The 20636-nt window shown below is 40.1% G+C and carries 16 protein-coding genes and 1 pseudogene; 7 read left to right on the forward strand and 10 right to left on the reverse strand.

Annotated features, from left to right (window positions below; all coding sequences use genetic code 11):
• Nucleotides 1-87 precede the first annotated feature (87 nt).
• Both PS1M3_RS17995 and PS1M3_RS18000 read left to right on the forward strand, forming a co-directional pair.
• Nucleotides 88-468, forward strand: a complete 381-nt coding sequence (locus tag PS1M3_RS17995) for an STAS/SEC14 domain-containing protein (protein WP_008128571.1) — start codon at nt 88-90, stop codon at nt 466-468.
• A gap of 168 nt (nt 469-636) precedes the next feature.
• Complete coding sequence (locus tag PS1M3_RS18000; protein ID WP_006792633.1) at nt 637-1041, forward strand: hypothetical protein; 405 nt, start codon at nt 637-639, stop codon at nt 1039-1041.
• Nucleotides 1042-1136: 95 nt separating this feature from the next.
• Here the strand turns inward: PS1M3_RS18000 and PS1M3_RS18005 are convergent, their stop codons facing one another.
• The 3 genes from PS1M3_RS18005 to PS1M3_RS18015 all read right to left on the reverse strand — a co-directional run bounded on the left by PS1M3_RS18005 (nt 1137) and on the right by PS1M3_RS18015 (nt 6005).
• Complete coding sequence (locus tag PS1M3_RS18005; protein ID WP_203987953.1) at nt 1137-2084, reverse strand: carbohydrate kinase; 948 nt, start codon at nt 2082-2084, stop codon at nt 1137-1139.
• Nucleotides 2085-2211: 127 nt separating this feature from the next.
• Complete coding sequence (locus tag PS1M3_RS18010) at nt 2212-4608, reverse strand: TonB-dependent siderophore receptor (protein WP_008127784.1); 2397 nt, start codon at nt 4606-4608, stop codon at nt 2212-2214.
• A gap of 167 nt (nt 4609-4775) precedes the next feature.
• Nucleotides 4776-6005: a sugar MFS transporter gene (locus PS1M3_RS18015; protein ID WP_006792636.1), complete on the reverse strand. Its 1230-nt coding sequence runs from the start codon at nt 6003-6005 to the stop codon at nt 4776-4778.
• A gap of 176 nt (nt 6006-6181) precedes the next feature.
• On the opposite strand from PS1M3_RS18015, the gene gtfA reads away from it, so the two are divergent.
• Nucleotides 6182-7651, forward strand: a complete 1470-nt coding sequence (gene gtfA, locus PS1M3_RS18020) for a sucrose phosphorylase (RefSeq protein WP_203987955.1) — start codon at nt 6182-6184, stop codon at nt 7649-7651.
• A gap of 51 nt (nt 7652-7702) precedes the next feature.
• On the opposite strand, the gene PS1M3_RS18025 is transcribed toward gtfA, so the two are convergent.
• Entirely contained in the window at nt 7703-8734 is a 1032-nt protein-coding gene (locus PS1M3_RS18025; protein ID WP_008127790.1) for a LacI family DNA-binding transcriptional regulator, read from the reverse strand.
• 226 nt (nt 8735-8960) lie between these two features.
• Between PS1M3_RS18025 and PS1M3_RS18030 the strand changes: the two genes are divergently transcribed.
• Both PS1M3_RS18030 and PS1M3_RS18035 read left to right on the forward strand, forming a co-directional pair.
• Nucleotides 8961-9263: a hypothetical protein gene (locus PS1M3_RS18030; RefSeq protein ID WP_008127797.1), complete on the forward strand. Its 303-nt coding sequence runs from the start codon at nt 8961-8963 to the stop codon at nt 9261-9263.
• 146 nt (nt 9264-9409) lie between these two features.
• Nucleotides 9410-9736 carry a nuclear transport factor 2 family protein gene (locus PS1M3_RS18035; RefSeq protein ID WP_203987957.1) on the forward strand — a complete coding sequence of 109 codons (327 nt, stop codon included), beginning with the start codon at nt 9410-9412 and terminating at the stop codon, nt 9734-9736.
• Between the two features lie 54 nt (nt 9737-9790).
• Here PS1M3_RS18035 and PS1M3_RS18040 read toward each other — a convergent pair whose 3' ends face one another.
• A complete protein-coding gene (locus tag PS1M3_RS18040; RefSeq protein ID WP_203987967.1) occupies nt 9791-11452 on the reverse strand; it encodes an asparagine synthase-related protein in 1662 nt (553 codons plus the stop codon).
• A 203-nt stretch (nt 11453-11655) separates the two neighbouring features.
• On the opposite strand from PS1M3_RS18040, the gene PS1M3_RS18045 reads away from it, so the two are divergent.
• Both PS1M3_RS18045 and PS1M3_RS18050 read left to right on the forward strand, forming a co-directional pair.
• Nucleotides 11656-11955 carry a hypothetical protein gene (locus PS1M3_RS18045; RefSeq protein WP_203987970.1) on the forward strand — a complete coding sequence of 100 codons (300 nt, stop codon included), beginning with the start codon at nt 11656-11658 and terminating at the stop codon, nt 11953-11955.
• A 53-nt stretch (nt 11956-12008) separates the two neighbouring features.
• Nucleotides 12009-12470: pseudogene (locus tag PS1M3_RS18050) on the forward strand (peptidase); the annotation flags it as partial.
• A gap of 54 nt (nt 12471-12524) precedes the next feature.
• Here PS1M3_RS18050 and PS1M3_RS18055 read toward each other — a convergent pair.
• From PS1M3_RS18055 to PS1M3_RS18075, 5 genes are all read right to left on the reverse strand, one after another.
• A complete protein-coding gene (locus tag PS1M3_RS18055) occupies nt 12525-15518 on the reverse strand; it encodes a TonB-dependent receptor (RefSeq protein WP_203987973.1) in 2994 nt (997 codons plus the stop codon).
• A gap of 74 nt (nt 15519-15592) precedes the next feature.
• Nucleotides 15593-18256 carry a glycoside hydrolase family 16 protein gene (locus tag PS1M3_RS18060; RefSeq protein WP_008131852.1) on the reverse strand — a complete coding sequence of 888 codons (2664 nt, stop codon included), beginning with the start codon at nt 18254-18256 and terminating at the stop codon, nt 15593-15595.
• A gap of 262 nt (nt 18257-18518) precedes the next feature.
• A complete protein-coding gene (locus tag PS1M3_RS18065; RefSeq protein ID WP_203987975.1) occupies nt 18519-19310 on the reverse strand; it encodes a sterol desaturase family protein in 792 nt (263 codons plus the stop codon).
• Complete coding sequence (locus tag PS1M3_RS18070; protein WP_203987978.1) at nt 19303-19947, reverse strand: CDP-alcohol phosphatidyltransferase family protein; 645 nt, start codon at nt 19945-19947, stop codon at nt 19303-19305. The genes PS1M3_RS18065 and PS1M3_RS18070 overlap by 8 nt, the downstream gene beginning before the upstream one ends.
• A gap of 31 nt (nt 19948-19978) precedes the next feature.
• Nucleotides 19979-20617 carry an ATP-binding cassette domain-containing protein gene (locus PS1M3_RS18075; protein ID WP_203987982.1) on the reverse strand — a complete coding sequence of 213 codons (639 nt, stop codon included), beginning with the start codon at nt 20615-20617 and terminating at the stop codon, nt 19979-19981.
• Nucleotides 20618-20636 lie beyond the last annotated feature (19 nt).

Here is a 20636-nt window from a genome sequence, read left to right on the forward strand (position 1 = left end):
TTAAATACGGTTTTGCTGATTTGCTTCATCATTGATTAATATAAAGTGCTTTATGCTCAAAACTTACTATAAGAATGAGCAAATGTAATGGTAAATTTAACTCCTAGTTTAACACTTGATATAGAAGGCGCTGGACGCGAAATTTTTATAACGTTAAAAGCCGTGGGTAATTTAAAGCACGCTGATTACAATGCAATCACCCCTAAAATTGAAGCCGCGCTTTTAAAGGTAAACAACCCGATTATTAATTTATTTATAGATGGCATTGAGTTAAAGGGCGTGGGTTTTAAATCGATATTTGACGATTTGAATTTAGGGATAAAGCATAATAAAGCGCTAAGTAAAGTAGCTATTTACGGTAATAAAACATGGCAAGCAACCGCTGCAAACATTGGGAATCGTATTATTTGTGGTGAAATGGCTTACTTTGAAAATGCCACTGCGGCAATTGATTGGCTTGAACACTAGTTTTAAATGGGCCTATTATTTTGGGTTTAGGCTAGTGTTATTAGACTAAAGTCTATAGGTTAGATTTCTTCACTTATTAGTTTTTTTTATCGTTTGTCGGTTTTATAGGGATCCTCTAAAGTTCAGTTGTCGGCAACAAGCACGACTTAACTTAACAGGATTATGACCATGAAAACACTTATCAAAACTATCGCTCTTGGCTCACTATTAACATGTTCAGCTGCTGCAATGGCTGATCAAAGTGATTACAAATTAATGGTTATTGAAGCGCAAACCGCGCCGCAGCCACTTGAGCAATCTTTTAATAGCTGTGCACTTAATGTTAAGTCAAAAAACTACGCTGAAGCAGAACAAATTTGTACTAAAGCAATTGCACTATTACAAGATGCCGATGCCCCTAAATTTAAAGTTCGTCAGCTTACATCATTTGCATTAAGCAATCGTGGTGTAGCGCGCCTAAAAGCTAAAAACGAAACGGCCGGCCTTGCTGACCTATACGAAGCAAAACAACTATCTAACAACGATATGGTATCGCATAACTTAACGCGCGCTAAAGAAGAGCTTGCTTTATAGCACTCAGATTAACAATAGTTAAAAAAGCCCCTGTAGGTATTTATCTACAGGGGCTTTTTTAGATTAATTTTTAAAATGTTGCAGGGTGTGTTAGCTCAAAGTACATCGTCTAAAACGGGCAATGCAGGAAAAGCACCCTTTGATAAACAGGCTTTTGAGCCACAACGAAGGCCAAAACTTAATGCGTCTTTAATTACTTGTTTATTATTGAGTTTGTCGATTGGTAATAGCGTCTCGTTGTAATGATTTAAATGATATAACACACCTGCAATAAACGCGTCTCCGGCACTGGTTGTATCTATTGCATTAATAATCGGTGCAGCTTCACTTACGTTAAACTTTTTATGGTAAACAGTGGCAGGCTCGGGTCCATCGGTTAAGAAAATTAAACTAACACCTAACTCTAATAGCGATTGTAAATATTCATCACCTGATTGACTGGTGTGTTCTGCTAAAAAATTTAACTCATCACGTGACAGTTTTATAATGTCGCAATGGGCGTAGCAGGCACGCACATTAGGCTCAATATCACGAATATTATGCCAAAGGCTGTATCGTAAATTTACGTCAAAGCTAACAAGTTTATTATGACTTTTTGCTTGTTTTAAAGCGCTTAATGTTGTGTTTGCAATGGCAATACTTGTTAGCGTATTTGAGCAAAAGTGTAGGGTACTTATTTCATCCCACTGAATTTGCTGTAAATGTTCAGGAGTAAGGAGTAGGTCGGCGGTGTTATGGCGGTAAAAATTAAAGCTGCGTTCGCCAGTTTCATCTAAGCTGACAATAACCATCGCTGTTTGCGCATTTTCTATAGTGAATAAATACTCGGTGCCGACATTATATTGCTTTAACGCGTCAGTAAGTTGTTTTGCAAAGTAATCATCACCCATACCACCACAAAAAGCTGCGTTTCCACCCAACTTTGCATAACCGACTGCTACGTTTGCAGGTGCGCCGCCAGGAATAGGTAAATACGCTGTGTTGTGTGAGTCTTGTGGCAACATATCAATAAGCAGCTCGCCAAGGCTAAGTAATTTGGTCATGTTATAAATCCTAAAAAACCTAGCAAGGCTAGGTTAAATGTAAGGGAGAGTAATAAAGTGTGAGTTAAGCGAGGAATAAAGCGCTGAAATAAAACTGCATTTCAGCGCTTAACACACTCAGACTCGGTTAGTTAAACGCGTATTTAAGCGTTAGTGATGTTGTACGGCCATTAATTGTACGTGCGCGTATAATATCGTTTGCTGGTACAGAGCCTTCCTCTGCTTCTGTAATACCTACTGTATCAAATAGGTTATTAACATTAAGTGCTAGGCTAAGGTTTTCAGATAGGTCGTAGCTCACAAAGCCATTTACCTGTGTGTAACCATCGAACTTAAGGTCGTTATTGTCTTGAGCGTAAGCGTCAGTTGTACCAATAAAGCTTAGACCTGCCGCCCCTTTTTCATAGCTATAACGAGCCATTAGTGAGTAAATTAAATCCGCTTGACGGCGTGGTGTGTTACCTACAACGTCAGGAGATAGTGCATCTTTAGCAATTTCAGCATCAGTCCACGTCAAGTTACCACGAAAATCCCACGCATCCATGAAGTACGTTGATTCAATCTCAATACCTTTGGCTTCGTATTCACGGTCGAAGAACTTTTGTGATGTTGCTTCAAAGTTTTGCTCTTCAGTTTCTGCGTAGAACGCTGTTGCAAATACCGATAGCGAGTCAAAACGTTTTTTAACACCAAACTCAAATTGATTTACTTCATCAACTGCATCTTCATCAGCTACTGAGCCATCTGAGCGTACTTTACCAAATAAAAGACGATCAGCGTTTGCACGTCCGCCTTTACTGATACGCGCAAATGTTGCAAGGCTAGGGTCTATTTGGTAGTTGGCACCAATTGAGTAAGACGAGTAGCTCCAGTCATAATTTACTGGGCTTGAGTTAGCATGATCAATACCGACAACATTCTGCTCGGGTACTGAAATAACACCATCACGGTTCATATCAACAGTAGATGTTACTGCTCCTGCGTAGTTACCGCGTGCTTCACCGCTGTCGTAACGCGCACTTGCATCAATGCTTAAGTCACCAAGTTTAGTTGAGAAAGCAACATAGGGTGCACGTGTGTCGTATTCAGTGTCGTAGTCGCGCTGACAACAGTTACCCCAAAATGGCGTGCCGTATGCGTATAAACCATTTTCTGAAAACTCAGTGCCGTCGGCAGCCGTTACATTTAACAGTGCTGCGTTGTCACCTTTAAGCTCCATAACGTAAGAGTTCCACAACCACGACATCGCTATGTTTTGCGTTGATGCGTAGTAACCAAACGTAAGGCTTGTGTCATCGTCAAACGATTTTGTTAGTTTAAAGTCGTTAACAATAGAGTCAAAGTCATTCATTGTTACGTCAAACGTATGGATACGCATAGCTAAATCGCCATTGAATGCGTCACCTGTGTTTGCATTGCTCAGTGTTGCGCCTGCTCCGCCAATGCTTGCAGCCATTGCCGATGCATCGCCTACTTCAGCTGGAATAATAGAATTAAAGTTTCCGCCAACTGACGATTTACGAAAACGGTTTTCAATACGCCAGTCGTTGTCTAGGTCGAATACAGCTTCAAAGCCAATAGAATCAACATTTGGGTTCATACCATCGCGAATGTCACCATTGCTAATTTGGTTTTGACCATTTAAGCGAACTGTTTTAGTGAACAGTGCTGAATGAGGTGTATCTGACTGAGAATCAAACCCAGGAACTGAATCACCATTTGAGTACATTGGCATTGGAAGGTAGCCAACGCTTTTGTCGTCTAAGTGTTTGTAGTAAAGACGCACATAGCCGTTTTCGAAATCTTTAGTCAAATTAGCTTTTATTTGACCACCTTTATTTGACGTATAACCTGTTTCACGTGGGCCTTCACCTTGGCGTACAAAGCCACCTACATGAAAGCGAACGCTGTCGGTTAAATAAGTACCGTATTCAAAATCAGTACGTACACTGTCAAAATCTAGGCCAACAGTGGTTGCAACGCTGCCCGATTCGTTTTCGCCGTTTTTAGAGATAAAGTTGATGATACCGCCCGGTGCATTACTTGCTGCTGTAGACGCTGAACCACCACGAATTGACTCAACCGTTTGTACCGTGTTGTCAAGGCGCATAAAAATGTCAGCATTACCAAAAGCGATGTCACCGTATTGCAGTACAGGTAAACCGTCTTCTTGTAACTGTAAAAATTTAGCGCCACCTGATGCAACCGGTAGACCACGAACTGCAATGTTTGCATTACCTTCACCGCCAGTAGATTCTGAACGGATACCCGGAATTATTCTAAATGCTTCAGCGGTAGATCGAGGTGTTGAAACTTGAACTTGTTCAAGCGAAACACTGCTTACAGATACGCTTGAAGCCATAATTGTTGTACGGCGTGGAACACCGGTTACAACGATTGTTTCAAGTCCTTTGTTTTGTGATGCTTCTGGCTGAGTTGTTTCTGCTTCTTGAGCATTAATGCCTTGGCTTACTGCAAGTGCTAATGCACTGATTAAATATAAAGGAGTGTTGTGTGTTGTCATGTGAACGCCTCGTTATGTTGAACCTAAATGGTTATTTATTTTTACTTAATCGATTAAGTAAAAATAACAAAATTTTTACAAGATGCAAATTATTTTATTATTAATTTGCTCTTTTTTTACTCACCCATTGATTTATAGGGTAATTTTTTTGTTAAATAATTATCAAATTAATTAGTAACTACGTTATTTTGCTCTAAAGCTGATGCTGATGGGTCACGTAAATAATTAAATAGCATAGCCAAAAATAGAATAACTGCAAAACCAGTTGCTAAGTAAAAACCGTAACGCACATGACCAAAGTAATCACTGATCATGCCCATCAAAAGCGGGGCTAATGCTGCTGACAATGCGGTAAAAAATAATATAACGCCGGCTACAGCACCATGTTGTTGAACAGGGAAACAGGAAATGCCCTTAGAGTTTAAAGTAGGGTAAACCATTGACATAAATAAACCTGAAAGCGGAAGCAATCCAACGGCCCAATCTACACCGCCAATTAATGTGCCTACATAACATAGTGCTATGCCAAGGCTCAGGTAGGTCATTACACCTTGCCAACTAAAGCGATTAAGTAACCATACCGCTATAAAACGACCCGCTGCGCGAAGTATAAAGAATATGGTTAGTGCGTAGGTTGCAAGTAATGGCCATGAACCTGTGTAGTCTTGTAGTAGTGTTGGCATCCATACATAAATAGCCACCTCGGTTGCTACGTATAGTGCGATAGCCATTGAAAAGCCCAGTGCATAAGGGTTTTTAATCATTTTCATGGTGGTGGCAAGTGAAGCGGGTTTTTCGGTTGTTTTTACAACTGGCGGATAATCTGCACGCCACGCCAGAAGCGCAAGGATCAAACACATAACACCAGCAATAATGTAAAGGTATGTCCAACTTACATTTTGAACGAGTAAAACACCTACCAGTGCAGGACCAACAATAGCACCTATTCCAAAAAAGCCTTCTACCTTGTTCATTGTTTTGGTGTGTTCTTCGTTACTGTGTGAAATATCACCCAATAAAGCTAATGCACCTGTTTTAAATAAACCGATTGCCAAACCAATACAGCAAAGAAGTACCAAGAAAAAATTAAAACTAGAACTTACTGCAAATAAAAAACAACTCGCAGAAAAAATGAGTAACCCCAGCATAATGGTTTGCTTTCGTCCAAGGCTGTCGGCTAAAAAGCCTAAAAATAGTCCACTAAAAGCAATTAAAGCCATTGGCGCATAATGAAAGGCACTGGCTTGGGTCATACTCAAGCCAAAGTCTTTTATAAGCTCAGGGATGATCATGCCGACCGCATCAGAGGTCATGGCAAACATAAAAAACATCATGTATGTGAGCCAGCGTATTTGTCGCAACGGATCGCTGCTTACTTGTGTGTGTGGTTTTGTCATTTTATTTAATCCTCGTTAAATGCAGACTAATACGCGCTAAGTCAGTTAGTTACTTAGTGAAGTATTATTCATGCAACGATATTTGTATGTAAAATTTTTAAAAATTACTTGTAAATTCTCACTCTCTAGTTAAAGATATATCTTAATCGATTAAGATTCAACATGGTAATCACACAATGATGCAAAACAAAGTTCAATTGATCACATATGCTGATCGAATCACTGGCCAAGACATTAATGCACTCACTACACTTTTAAATGGATCTTTAAAAGGCGTATTTGGCGGTGTGCATTTGTTGCCATTTTATAACCCAATTGACGGCAGTGATGCTGGCTTTGACCCAATAGACCATAGTGAAGTAGATTCAAGAATAGGTTCTTGGGAAGACATTAAAGCGCTTGGTAACAACCATGATTTAATGGCCGACTTAATTGTTAACCATGTTTCGGCGCAATCTTTTCAGTTTCAGGATGTGCTTGCTAAAGGTAAAGCCTCTGAATTTTGGGATTTGTTTTTAACCAAAGAAGACGTATTTCCAAATGGCATGAGCGACGCGGAGCAAAAAGCAATTTATCGTCCTCGTCCTGGCAGTTGTTTTACACCAATGAAATGTGGTGATGGCGAAACGTATGATTTTTGGACTACATTTACCGATAATCAAATTGACATTAATGTAAAGGTAGAGGCTGGCGTTGCGTATTTAAATAATGTACTCACCAAGTTCTCTGCTAACAATGTAAATATTATTCGCTTAGATGCAGCGGGTTACGCTATTAAGCAAGCGGGTACTAACTGTTTTATGCTAGATGAAACGTTTGGTTACTTAGATAACTTATCTAAGCAAGCAAATGAATTAGGTATGGAAACAATTGCTGAAATACACAGCCATTATCAAACTCAGGTTGAAGTGGCTAAACGCGTTAACATGGTTTATGACTTTGCACTGCCGCCGCTTATTTTACATAGCTTGTTTAATAACGACGTTGATGCACTTTTAAAGTGGCTAAAAATATCACCACGTAACTGTTTAACTGTACTCGATACACATGATGGCATTGGTATTATTGATGCTGGGCCAATGGGCGACAAACCAGGTTTATTAAACGCTGAGCAAATTGATAACCTTGTTGAAACAATGCATGCAAATAGTAATAACGAAAGCCGACAAGCAACTGGGGCTGCAGCCAGTAATGTTGATTTGTACCAAGTTAACTGTACTTATTACAACGCATTGGGGGCTAAAGATTTTGATTATTTATTGTCTCGCGCCATTCAGTTTTTTGCACCAGGTGTTCCACAAGTTTACTACGGTGGTTTATTTGCATGCGAAAACGACATGGAGCTTTTAGCTAAAACAAATGTTGGCCGTGATATTAACCGCCCATATTTAAATGCAGATAAAATAAGCGAATCACTTGATAAGCCCGTTGTAAAAGGTTTAATTGAACTGATTAAAATCCGAAATGAACACCCAGCGTTTTCTGGGGAGTTTTCAGCGCAAGGTGAAGGCAGTATGTGTTGTTTAACGTGGCAACTTGGTGAGCAATCTATTTCATTAAGTGTAGATTTTGAAGCAAGAACCGCCCTTATAACGCAAGTAAATGGTGAAGAAGAAACATCGATAAGTTTGGATTCTTTATTGTAAGAATAGAGTTTTGCTTAACAAAAAGCCAAGCTAGTTAGCTTGGCTTTTTTATTAACTGCTGGCACCAATGTCGAGTTCGTAGCTGACTTCTTGTATTTTGTTTTCTTTAGAAATAAATAAGTTTGCAGCAATTACGCCTTTTTCTTCACTGTTTTGATGAATAGTACTTAACCTAGGCACGAACCGTGCTGCTTCATCAATCCCATCAAATCCAACAATACGTAGGTCTTTTCCAATTTTTATACCTTGCTTGATTGCCTCTCGCATTGTGGCGAGTGCAATTAAATCACTCATACAGATAATAACGTTAGGGCGAGGTGAAGCTGATAGTACTTCTTTTGCAGCTATATTAGCAAAGCGCTCGCTGCTTTCAGGTATGTTCCAAATGCGGTCGTCAGCAACACTAATATTTGCCTCAACTAATGCACGTTGATAGCCACGTAAACGCTGATGAGAAATTGACTCTCCGGTTTGAAACTCGTGATGTTCATAAACGCGGCATAATACGTTTTCATCGAGAAGTCTTAGCCCTAGAATGGCGACCTTATCGTTTATATTGTGCAAAACATGCTTGGCAATTTCGTAGCTAGCTTGTTCGTTATTAATGTTAACCGACGCATTGCGGTTAATGTCAAAATCGACTGTGACGACGTGTTTTGGCGTAGTTTTAAGTTGTTCTACTAATGCGTGGTTACGAGGGCGACCGTAGCAAATAAAACCATCTACAAAATCAACAACACTATTGAGGTTATTGTTACTACCAGAGAACAATAAAACGTTAATATTGTTTTTTTCGAGTACAGAAGTCACGCCTCGCATAAAGCTGCTGGCAACTGGGTCTGATACCATGTATTCAACGCTGTCGGGTAGCACCAAAGCGACAATGTTAAATGTACCGCTTCTTAATGATTGCGCTGCTTTATTTGGGCCAAAGTAACCAAGCTCTTTACAGGCTTTGAGTATCGCTTCTCGGCGTTTTTCAGAGAGCTGATCTGGTCGATTAAATGCATTAGATACCGTTGCATTAGACACACCTAACTCTTTGGCAATACTTTTTAGGGTCCATCGAATTTGTTTACTCATTAACTACTCTTTGCCGTAAAACTACATTACACAAATTAACATATTGAGCTGTTTAACATAATAAAAAATTTGGGTTTTATCGTTAATATATGTATTGATTTGGTTAATAAGGAGGTTGCGTTATTATGTTTGGACGTGTTTTACACAAAAATTATTAATTAAAGTTCGTGTTTTTAATTTAGGCTTGATTGAATACTTACTTTTAGAGTATTGAGGAGCTAAGCAAATGATTATAACAATTGTTATTTTGCTATGGGCATTATTTATGGCTCGCGCAGTAATTGCTGAATATAAATATTATCAAGCAGTTAAAATGTTTGAGCCTGAAATATGGCAAGCGCTTGGGCAGCCAAAATTTTTAATGATTCCCATAATGTTCGTCTCAGGGGATGGTTTAAATCACTTAAAAGGTGCGACCGATAAAAGAGTGTGTAGGCTTGCTATTAAGCATCGCCAAGCTGGTAAGCTGTTTATATTTTATGTTGTGTTTGTTTTGCTTGCTAGTATTGTATTTTTTAAGTTTTCGTAGTCATTTTCCCAACTAGCTTTTTTACTACCCAGTTTATTTTCAAGGATGTTTATTGTTATGAAAGCTGTCTCAATGCTTACGCAGTTTAGCCTTTTTATGCGAGTGATGCGTTAGCGTGCTCGGCAAGTACCGATCCTGAACAAGTAGTGCAAGCGCAACTAGAGGCTTATAACGCACTAAATATAGCGCTATTTGCAAGCTGTCACTCGGCAGATATAAAAATTAAAAATAGCCAAGAAGGCGCTCCTGACATTATTGGGCAAAAAAGCTTAGTCAAAGCGTATCAGTTTTTAAAAACAGCGCCAAAATCATTTAAAGTGATTCTTGAAAATCGAATTGTGAATGGGCCTGTGGTTGTTGATTATGAGCGGTTAACTGGGCTTGGTGAGGGTCGAGATGATATGTTCGCCGTTGCGGTGTATGAAGTGCGTAATGGCAAAATTGTTAGCATATGGTTCCCACCAACTAAATAACAACAGCTTGCTTAAAACACCTTGAGTAGAGGCCTACAGCAAGGTGTTTTAATGTTACCACTTAAGCATATTTTCAATAACCTTTAGCTTATCGTTATAGCTTTTAATGCCAGAAGCATGTAGTAAGGCAACCGCACTAAACGAGGCTAGGTTAACTAATTGCTTATGTTGGCTTGTCATTAACTGAGTGAAAATATGGTACACCTTAGTGGGTTTAAACTGCTTGGGGCGTTTAATTTGCCACTGATCAATACCTTCTTTTGGTAATAAACATGGAACATGGCCAGGGTATGCTTGCCAAGGCGAATCTAGGGCTTCGGGGAATGCATAGCGTAAAAAATCATGATAAAAGCGATGCTTTCTTACTTGTGACGTTGGCTGCGACAAAACATGTCGAAGTACTTTCCAGGAATAAAAGGGCAGGCAAAAATCCATTTGATACTCGTCCACTTTATCGAATGGAATGGCTAAATGGTGATGCTGATCATTAAGTAATAAAAACAGGTAGTAAGCTTTTTCAAGAGGAATATCTCCAAACTCTTTTAATGAAGTTACGATATTAGCTTTTAGTCTGGCTTGCATTTTTTCAGCGTTATGGATTATTGATTTGGGGATATAAGCAAATTGTTGCGATAAATAAGCGTCAGCAAGGCGCTCAGGTTCTTGTGTTAATGCCGCTTCGTAAACTTCATCTGAGTAGTAAATAACACCCAGCCCAACACTGCCTCCATTGCCAGACCATGCTAAACGAGGACGTGTTACTTTAGGGCGGTCTGGATGTTGGCCGTTTAACCAATGCTCGCCTAGTCTGTCTTCAATTGTTTTTGCCTGTGTATCGTTAACACGAATAACATCAAGCTCAATTTTTTGGCTTTTTGCGAACGCCGTTGCGCAGTATAAGTCTTGTGTTTGATGCTGTGAAAAATTAAGCGCGGTGATGTTTACATTTTGCCTTTTAAGTAAGCACGCAATCAACCTTGAGTCTAATCCACCCGATAGCGTAGTAAGCACGTGATTATCGTTATCAATATATTTGTTCACATTGTTAGATAGGTCTTGCTTTAAGCTATGCAGTGTTTTTTCGTAATTATCATTATTTTTAGTGAGGCTGCTCCAGTCAAAATACTGTGTTTTAGTAACCCCGCTAGATGATGCTTCTAGGCGAGTTCCTGGGCGAATACACGAAATTTCGTTGTAATGGGTATGCTCAAATAGGTAATAGCCAAGTGTTGCATATTCCATCATTCCTTCGTGATTACAGGTAAGTGGTAAGCCTAAGTTTTTGAGTAAGCTATATTGGGTACTAAAAATAAAAGCACCTTCATAATACATATAATAAAAAGGGCGAACCCCAAGGGAATCGGTAACTAAGTTTAATACATTCGTAACCTTGTTATACCGTGCCATACAAAAAACACCTTCACATTCTGTGAGCATTGCATTGGTATAATGTGAGTTTAGGGTGTTTAAATCATTATTTCGGTTCGCGCTTAAAAGTGGGTGACCAACCAGTGTTGCAATATGCGAATCTGTTTGCAAAAAAGCATGTGGGCCAAAGGTTTCATAATCTAAACTAGCTAAGTAAAGAGCCTGTTCATGTACTTCGTTTATTGTGCCACTGTTTACTTTAGCATCTTCAGCTTTAAATTTATTAATAATAAAATCATGATGTTGAGTTAGCCCAGATGCACAATAAATTCCAAAAAATTTCGCCATAACCCGTACCTGTAAGTCGTTTTGTTATTAATTAGGTATCAAGGTTTGTACCAAGATTAATTAATACTTTGCTAGAGATTCGCAGTACTAATTGAATTTGACTTTTTAGGTACAAATTAATTGCCTCAAAACACAAAACTATATAACTTATTAAGGTGCATACATCCTATAAAAGTAAATTAATCAATCAGCAGGAAAGCCGAATGAACAATAAAATACTCAAATCATCTACTGCTACGTACCAAAGCGGTGTGGCAAAAGCCGATGGTAAATTTTATATAACGCAAGGTGAGGTACGTTTTGAGCCATACAATGAAAGTGCTGGTTTAGGGCCTTATACTTTAACACGCAGCGCAATCGTAAAAATTGAAAAATCGGTAGGTACAGGTGCAGGCATATTAGCACTTACAAGCGATGCAATAACAATCACATTAGAAAATGAAGATACTTATGATTTTATTATAGCAAACCCTGATGAATGGATTCGTTTACTCAAGCATTAAATGATTAGGGTCTGTTGACCTTCAGGTTAAATTTGCAGCAGTCTGTTTGGTATCATGTAATGTCTATATTAGACATAGTAAAAGATCAACCCGAAATATTTAAAACTGCAGCTGCGGGTATGACTTTATCGCTTAAAAGTGGTGATCCATTTTATGTAGAACGAGAGACTAATACGCTAAATAACCTACCACAAAAAATCTTAGTGAGTGACTTTAAAACCAAGGTGTTTGTTATAGTGCCGCCGCAATGCACCAGCGCTTGTTTAGATGCGCTAGATAAGTTTAAGCTTTTTGAAAATACCACGTTGTTTGGTGCACCCAGTAGCGCAGACTCGCTGTATATGGAGGTACGTTTAGCCGATTTACCTTCAGGCTTAGGTAAAGTTGTAGTGCCAAATAAAGTATATGTAAATAGAGCGCGAGGGGCAGGTGATTTTTACAAGCCAGATATTGCGTATAACGGCGTTGATTGGACAACGAATATACTATTAGAGCAGATTAAGCGCATTCCATAGCTCAAAAATAAAAAACCGCTCTTAGAGCGGTTTTTATTTGGTATTTATTTAAGTTTAGTTACCCATTGAGTATCTAAAACCAAATGCATAACGCGGTCCGTATTGTGCAGCGCTTAAGAACTGACTTTCAAAACGACTGAACGAACGCTCTGTCTCGTTTGTTAAATTAACGCCTTCAAAGAATACGGTAGTGCTTTCATTAACTTCGTAGTTAACGCTAATGTCCCACTGTAAATATTCTTCAGCATATTGTGGAGGAGCCGTAGCACCCGAATCTGGTAGGCCTTGCGCAATTAGGTATTCATCACGCCATGCACCAGTAATTTTAACTGATAAGCCATCTTTTTCGTAAAAACCTTGTAGATTGGCAGAATCACTCAGGCCAGCTAATACAGCTTGAGATGCAAGGTAATAGTTGTCGTACTCTACATCACCGTCAACAATAGTGGCATTAAAACCAGCGCCAAAACCTGACTCGCCGAATAAGTGCTGTATCGCAAACTCAACACCATTTACTTTACGAGAACCTACGTTTTCTGGTGAGTTGATTGTCCACTCAATTAATGGATCAGTTGCTGAGTCAGGAAGTACACGGTTGTTTTCGCCAATTCCTACGCCATTTGCCACAATCTCATTATAGATAGCAGAGTCAGTTGCCTGCTCGCCACGTCCTTCAATTGCGGTTACTGCATTGTTCCAGCGTTGACCTAAATAAACATCATGCAGGCCTTCAAACGTGGTCGTTACTTGCGTGTTATCAATCCAATTATCTACATCTTTCCAGAACATACCCACTGCAGCGTAGCTACCTTCACTGTAGTAATATTCAAGGCTAAGATCGAAGTTTGTTGATTTAAACGGTTGTAAATTTGGGTTACCACGGCTACCGCTTCTTGAATTTAACTTAGGTGATGGTGTTAGGCTTAAGTTACCAAGCATATCGCCAAGGGTAGGGCGTGTGATTGTTTGGCCCCAAGATACACGTGACACTAAGTTATCAGAAAGGTCGACTTTTACATCTATCATAGGTAGAAGAAGATCGTAATTACCTTGGTAATCAACCTCAACTAATTCGCCGCCACTGGCAAATTCAGTTAGCCATTCAGAACCACCTGCCCAATATACTTGCTGAGCAACACGGCTTTTAGCTGGGCTTACAATATCAGTTTCTTCGTAGCGAAGACCTAAATTTACAAAAACGTCGTAGTCGCTAACGTTAAATACCCAATTTGTAGACAGGTAAACACTGATTGTTTCTTCTTCTACTTTGTTAGTTGGGAAGCCATCAAAAGTACCTATTTGGTAAACATCACTGCCTATTACGTCTTCAGTTAAAAAAGCGCTTTGGCGAGCAAATGCTTCATCAAGATCATAAGTGTAAGCATAGCCTGGCGCTACACCGTTAGGACCAAATGAAAACTCGTCAAGAAAGCCACTTAAATCAACTCGCTCGAACATACTATCTGGGAATATCTCAGCAAATGTACCGTTATTAAAGCCTGGTGCATTGGCATTATTAGAGCCACCCCAGCCACTAAGTGTTTGCTTAGTGTATGCAGCACCAAATTTTACTGTTTCTAAACCAATGTCAGTGTAAGTAAATAGTTTACCGTCTAGTTGTACTTGAGATACTTCTGATTCACCGGGTGTTCTTGTAAATATACTAAAGTTAGAGCCAATTTGGTTTGGGTCAACTTCTTGCGTGCCGTTATTCCAATTTACATTAAAACCAGGTACGTCACCTTCACGGAAAGAGTACTCTTTAGTTGAAATGTCTGCCGAGCCTAAAATGATTCGTGCGTTAGCGCCTAAGCCAGGATCTTTACCATTATCGGTCGTTGTTTTAGATGTGTGAGCATCAAAGTTAAAGCTCAGGTTTTCGGTTGCTAACCACTCAACGTTAATACCTGTTGCTTTTGAATCTACTTCTGATGTTTCACGAAATGCAGTAAATGATGCATCGTCACCTGCAGAGTTGTAATAAACAGCTGTGCCATTTTCATCAAGTTCATAAGCATTGGCATTACCACCAAACGATCCGTTCCAAATACCCCAAGACAATGAGTTATTACCGGTTGTTGCTTGTGAAATCGTATGATCAAGCGTAAAGGTTAGGTTATCTGTTGGCGCAAACTGAAATGTTGCTTGCGCATTTAAGCGCTCGCGCTGAATGTCATCTTTTGCAAAACTAACTTCTTGCGGAAAGAAAGCGGCTGAAACAAATTCACCATTTTCCCCAGCGTTTGGGTCAAAGAATTGTTTAGCCGGGTTACCTTCAGCATCCATTGGGCGGTTATCAACAATATTAGCTGCATCAACCGAGAGATTTGGATTAACTAACCAAGAGCGAACATTTGCTGCTTGTCGTTGAAAATCACGACGATGATATGAAAAGTTAGCCGACACACCAAAACGCTCGTCATCAAAGGTATTACTGTAGATACCTGCAATTTCAGGTGTTACTTTATCGCCTTCTTCTACAGATGTATCGTGAATACCTTTAGCCATAAAAGAAAAGCGCTCACCAGGCTTTTGTAATGGTTTTGCGGTAACAATATTTACAGTTGCACCCAATCCACCGGTTGGTGAATCAGCGCGTGCAGTTTTCATTACTTCAAGTGAACTTACACCTTCTGATGATAAGTTTTCAAAGTTAAATGAGCGTGTAAAACCTGTTCCCGCCATTTGGCGACCATTAAGTGTTACCAAGTTAAACGATGGACCAAAACCACGAACAGTAATTTGGCTACCTTCACCGTTTGATCGGCTGACAGATACGCCAGTAATTCGTTGTAATGATTCTGCTAAGTTTGTATCTGGGAACTTACCCATTTCTTCAGCTGAGATGGCGTCAACTACACCAGAAGCATCTCGTTTTACATCCATTGAACGGATTAATGATCCGCGAATACCTTTTACTTCAATGATTTCTAGTTCAGGTTCAGCAGTATTTTCTTCTGCTGCATAGGCTAAATTAAATGTACTTGCAGCGATGATAAGTGACACAGAAGCTGCTAACTGGCTCTTTTTAAAAGTGAATGTGTTCATAATTGCTCTGCTTTTCTAAATTTATTACAGTTAGTGGGTGCCTATTTAAAGGCACCTACCATTCAATGGTTGTTCTACGGGTTTGCGATAATTACGTTATCGATACGATAAACCGCGCCTTCACCCGTACTCCATGCTGGGAAAACCATTAACACGTTGATATCACTAATGTCTAAACCGGCGTCAAAAAGTGATTGCAATGTAAATGTGTACGTTTGCCATTGACCAATAACCGGTACTTGACCTTCAACACTTTCTGCAAGAGGAAGCTCTACTGCAGACGCAGCGCCAGTTGATTCAATTTTAAATAACCATTGAGCGTCTGTTGCGTTAGGTGGAGTTACCATTTTCATTTCAAATTGTACAACCCCATTTGCAAGGATAGACGAGGCATCAAAAGAAACACCTTCATCGGCTAAAAAGCCCATAACAGTTGGCGCTGAGCCAATTACAAATTCAGCAACGGTACCGTGATCGCTATCGTCTGTTTCTTCAGTAGGTGTTGAACCACCACAACAATCCCATATGCTCCATTGCTCTGCAGCAGTATCTTGGAATATTGTAATTTCACTTCCTGCAGTAGATGCTGCACTTGGGTCATAAATTTTAGCGTTATCTACACGGTAAACTGCGCCTTCACCCGTTCCCCATGCTGGGAAAATCATAACAACATCTATCGCGCTAACATCAAGGCCTGCACCTGCTAGGTCGGCTAAGGTGTAAGTGTAAGTTTTCCATTCACCTGCAACTGGCGCGTCACCTGCGTCTGTTAACGGAAGCTCTACCGCTGAGTCACCCTCATTAGATTCAATTTTCATTAACCAAGTTGAGTCAGGGTTGTTAGGGTTTGACATTACTTTTAGTTCAAACTGCAGAACGCCATTTTCCAAAATACTAGTCGCATCGAATGGTGTGCCGCTTCCGCCTGCAGAAGTGCGTGTGTTAAAGCCCATTACTGTAGGTGCTTCACCAATGCTAAACTCTGCAGTTAAACCGTGTTCTTCGTCGTCTAATGCTTCAACTGGTGTTGAACCACCACAGCAATCCCACATAGGCCAATCTAAACTTTGTCCGTTGTCGAATAAGACAACCTCAGGAGAAGCACCCAAGTCACCTTCAATTGCTACATTAGTAATAAGGTACTCAGCACCTTCACCTGTTTGCCATGCCGGGAATACCATAAGCACATCAATTGCGCTTAAATCTAGGCCTTTTTCTTGAAGTAGTGATAATGGAAAGGTATATGTTTGCCATTGACCAGTTACAGGTGTTACACCTTCATTGCTTTCACTTAATGGTACGTCGCCTGTATTTGGGCCACCGTCACCTGCCTCTGCTTTAAGTATCCATGTAGTATCCGACGTTGGAGGTGTTACCACTTTCATGTCAAACGTTAAACGGCCGTTTAAATCAAGTAATGGAGATGCATCAAATGGAGACGATGTTCCTGTAAAGTCGTCTGGAAAGTGACCACCGCGCGTAGAGAAGCCAAGCACAGTTCCGTTGTTATCATTTATATTAAATTTAACAGCGTCACCTTTGTCTGCATCAGTAATAACCTCTGGTACAGTGCCGCCACAACAATCCCATGCAATCCAGTTAGCGTCTAGGCTACCGTTAAATACATCAAGGTTTCGGGCTACGCCGTCGCTAGGTGGGGTAGGTACAGGTGCTGCACCTTCTACAAGTGCGTCGTCTAGGCTGTCGTAACCTGGGCGAACTGTTTCACAGCCTTTGCCTGTGCTTGGGTCTGATGCACATTCGTATACTCGAACGTAATCAATTTCAAAGCTTTGTCCTTGTGCAAATGCGTCTGCATCAATACCTAGGTTGTTAACGTTTTCAGGCCAATCTCCACCCACTGCATGGTTTAATATAAGGTAGAAATCTTTATCGAAAGGGGCGTTATCCCAATGTGTTGTAAGTTCGCCGCTTCCTTGTTCAAAGTATTCCGCAAACCAGCCTTTGTGCTTAAGGCCAACAGCTTCGTCTTTTGAATTGTAACGAACTTCAGAACGACGTTGTGTAGCGTAAAGGTAATCATCTACATACCAGCGGATTTCACCTTCTTGCCACTCAATAGCGTAAGTATGAAAATCATCAGCTGGGTTCATATCTTCAGGTAACAAATAAGCTTTACCTGAGCTAGAGTTATTTGGCCACTCACGACCGTAATGAAGAGTACCGTGCACGTAAGATTCAATAGTGCCATCTTCAGCGGCTACTTTAAGATTTACAGCTTCTAAAATATCAATTTCACCAGAACGTGGCCAAGTGCCATACTCTTCATCAGTTGGCATCATCCAAAATGCAGGCCAGCTACCCTGACCAGACGGTAATTTTGCGCGCATTTCAAAGCGGCCGTATGTAAAGTCTGCATTGTAACGGGTATTTAAGCGGGCTGATGTGTAAGGTTTAGCTGCGCCTTCTTCTGCAGGGAGTGCGACGATGTTCAGCATGCCATCTTTAATAAAGGCATTTTCTTCGTTATCGGTATAACATTGCTTTTCGTTGTTACCACCACCAGCACAGTTTAATTCAAAGTTCCATTTGTTTGTATCAATGCTAGTGCCGTCAAATTCGTCATTCCATACCATGCGCCAGTCTGAGACTGGCTCTGAAGAATTAACGACTTCTGTATTTGTGTTTGTTGTTGCAGCGTCACCACCACAGCCGGCCAAAGACGCTAATGAAATAGCTGCCAGAAGGCGTGTAATGCGTGTTGTTTCAATGTTCATAACTGAACCCCGTTCAACTGATAATTGTCAGAATATGTGTTTAAGTTTAGTTGATTTTATAGCTTTTATACTTTCTGTAAGCGCTTACATTTGCGCGTGTAATTGTAAGCGCTTACAAATAGTATTGTGCAGTTGTGATTTGGTCAACATATTTGTCTAAATTATTTACAATTAATTTACTGTTTAACGAATAAATAGTAGTTCTAAAATCATTAAACTGCGTAATTTTGTTTAATGATTTTATTTTTTAAGAGGATAGTTGTTACTTTTTATGAAATGGCATGGTTAACAAAGCCCAAAGAGAGGCGTTTTGCTTTTCGCTTGGGTATTCTTTTAGGCCTACATCTATGTCGTTATCGGCTTTTTGCGCTTCATTTTTGTAGCTGCCAAATAATTTATCCCACCAAATAACGCTAAATCCATAGTTTGAATTGGTTTCGCTCACGCGCTGGCTATGATGAATACGGTGCAGTATTTGGGTCATTAATATGAGCCGAAGTGGTTTTTCTATGGCATTGGGTAAACGTATATTGGCGTGGTTAAACAGCGCTAATCCATTAAGTGCTATTTCAAATATTAATACAGCAATAGCGGGTACACCCAAAGCGGTAACGGCAATCAATTTTATAAGTATGCTGAGTACAATTTCGATAGGGTGAAAACGCAAGCCTGTACTCGTATCTACGTGCGCATCAGCGTGGTGTACGCGATGCAAACGCCACAAAATAGGCACGTTATGAAATAACCTATGCTGCCAATAAATAAGTATATCAAGCAGTAGCATACTTAAAATAATAGCAACACTACTTGGTGTGGCTATTTGATTAAATAAACCAATACCGTGCTCTTGGTTATAAAGCGCTACGGCAGTTAAGCCTATTGGCACACTTAAGCGGGCAATTAGTGATGAAGCAAACACGAGTCCAAAATTAGCAAACCATCGAGTGTTACTTTTTATAGGCGATTTGCGTGCGGGCATACGCGATTCCAGCAGCATCATAATAACCAAAATGCTAAAAAAGAACCCTAAACGCCACCAAATTTCATTATTCATTGGATTGTGTAACCTCATCAGCTTCTTGGAGTTTTAACGTGTTATAACCACCATGTATACGTGTAAAAATAGTAATAGCGCACGCAGTGGCAAAAATACTCGCCATTATGGCAAAGTGCTGCGGCCAAATACAAAAGGCTATAAATAGCGCTATGGTTTCTGTGCCTTCGGTTAAGCCATTTAAATAGTAAAAACTTTTGTATTTAAACTGAGGTTTTTCGAGCTTAAATTTTTCGGCGGCTATGGCAAAGGCTAAAAAGCTTGAGCCTGTACCTATAAAAGTGGCAAGTAATATGCTACCTGCAATGGCGTTTTGCTCGGGGTTTGCCAAAATAAAGCCAAGCGGAATTGCCGCGTAAAATAAAAAATCGAGGGTAATATCTAAAAAACCGCCAGCGCTTGAACTTAAATTTGCATGGCGTGCCAATGCGCCATCTAGCCCATCTAAAATACGATTTAAAGCAATAGTTGTTAACGCTGCGTACCACATTTCAAACGCAATTAATGGCACAGCTAATAGCCCTATTAAAAAACCAACCACAGTGAGTTGGTCGGGCGTTATACCACGCTTGTGCATTAACGCCACAACAGGGGTTAACAGTGGCTTTATTACCGGGGTTATGTATTTGTCTAACATGCTTAGTGCCTTGTGCTTTTTGTGCGTGTATTTATTTGGCTAAATTTAAGGTGATCAGTTTGCCGTTTGCGGCTTCTGCGTCGCTATGATCGTGGGTGACCATAATAGCGGGCAATTTATGCTCGCGTATTTGGCTAAATACCAGCTCGCGGGTATCTACTCTTAATTGGGTGTCGAGCTTGCTAAAGGGCTCATCAAGTAAAATCGCTTTTGGCTCGCTTAATAGCATACGCAATAAAGCAACGCGGGCTTGTTGCCCCCCAGAGAGGTTGTCGGGGTGGCGATTAGCCATGCCTTTTAGTCCAACTTGTTCAAGGGCGTGCTCTATTTTTTCAAGGCGCTGTTTTTTATTGCCTTTAGGCATAGCAAAGGCAATGTTACCGCTTACCGATAAATGCGAAAATAATAACGCATCTTGATAAAGCACGCCTATGTGGCGTAAATGTGCGGGTAAGTTATTAATATTTTCGCCGTTAAGCCACACTTCGCCATTTGCGCTGAAACCACTGGGTAATGTGCCGGTAAGCCAATTTAATAAACTTGATTTACCACTGCCTGATGGCCCCATAACAGTGAGTATTTCGCCGCCTTTTACTTGCTCGTTTAAGCTTAGTAATTGCTCGTGTTGACGATAAAGCTCACAATTTTTAATCTCTAAAGATGACTGCATTAAAAACCTTTTAATTTAT

This window comes from Pseudoalteromonas sp. PS1M3 (assembly GCF_016865405.1).
Taxonomy (GTDB): domain Bacteria; phylum Pseudomonadota; class Gammaproteobacteria; order Enterobacterales; family Alteromonadaceae; genus Pseudoalteromonas; species Pseudoalteromonas marina.

Bases quoted from the DNA above. Each gene is read 5' to 3' on its own strand.
- PS1M3_RS18070 (WP_203987978.1), bottom strand. From the start codon at position 19,947: ATGTTAGACAAATACATAACCCCGGTAATAAAGCCACTGTTAACCCCT.
- PS1M3_RS18005 (WP_203987953.1), bottom strand. From the start codon at position 2,084: ATGACCAAATTACTTAGCCTTGGCGAGCTGCTTATTGATATGTTGCCA.
- PS1M3_RS18045 (WP_203987970.1), top strand. From the start codon at position 11,656: ATGAACAATAAAATACTCAAATCATCTACTGCTACGTACCAAAGCGGT.
- PS1M3_RS18055 (WP_203987973.1), bottom strand. From the start codon at position 15,518: ATGAACACATTCACTTTTAAAAAGAGCCAGTTAGCAGCTTCTGTGTCA.
- PS1M3_RS18025 (WP_008127790.1), bottom strand. From the start codon at position 8,734: ATGAGTAAACAAATTCGATGGACCCTAAAAAGTATTGCCAAAGAGTTA.
- PS1M3_RS17995 (WP_008128571.1), top strand. From the start codon at position 88: ATGGTAAATTTAACTCCTAGTTTAACACTTGATATAGAAGGCGCTGGA.
- PS1M3_RS18040 (WP_203987967.1), bottom strand. From the start codon at position 11,452: ATGGCGAAATTTTTTGGAATTTATTGTGCATCTGGGCTAACTCAACAT.
- PS1M3_RS18000 (WP_006792633.1), top strand. From the start codon at position 637: ATGAAAACACTTATCAAAACTATCGCTCTTGGCTCACTATTAACATGT.
- PS1M3_RS18015 (WP_006792636.1), bottom strand. From the start codon at position 6,005: ATGACAAAACCACACACACAAGTAAGCAGCGATCCGTTGCGACAAATA.
- PS1M3_RS18065 (WP_203987975.1), bottom strand. From the start codon at position 19,310: ATGAATAATGAAATTTGGTGGCGTTTAGGGTTCTTTTTTAGCATTTTG.
- PS1M3_RS18075 (WP_203987982.1), bottom strand. From the start codon at position 20,617: ATGCAGTCATCTTTAGAGATTAAAAATTGTGAGCTTTATCGTCAACAC.
- PS1M3_RS18060 (WP_008131852.1), bottom strand. From the start codon at position 18,256: ATGAACATTGAAACAACACGCATTACACGCCTTCTGGCAGCTATTTCA.
- gtfA (WP_203987955.1), top strand. From the start codon at position 6,182: ATGATGCAAAACAAAGTTCAATTGATCACATATGCTGATCGAATCACT.
- PS1M3_RS18010 (WP_008127784.1), bottom strand. From the start codon at position 4,608: ATGACAACACACAACACTCCTTTATATTTAATCAGTGCATTAGCACTT.
- PS1M3_RS18030 (WP_008127797.1), top strand. From the start codon at position 8,961: ATGATTATAACAATTGTTATTTTGCTATGGGCATTATTTATGGCTCGC.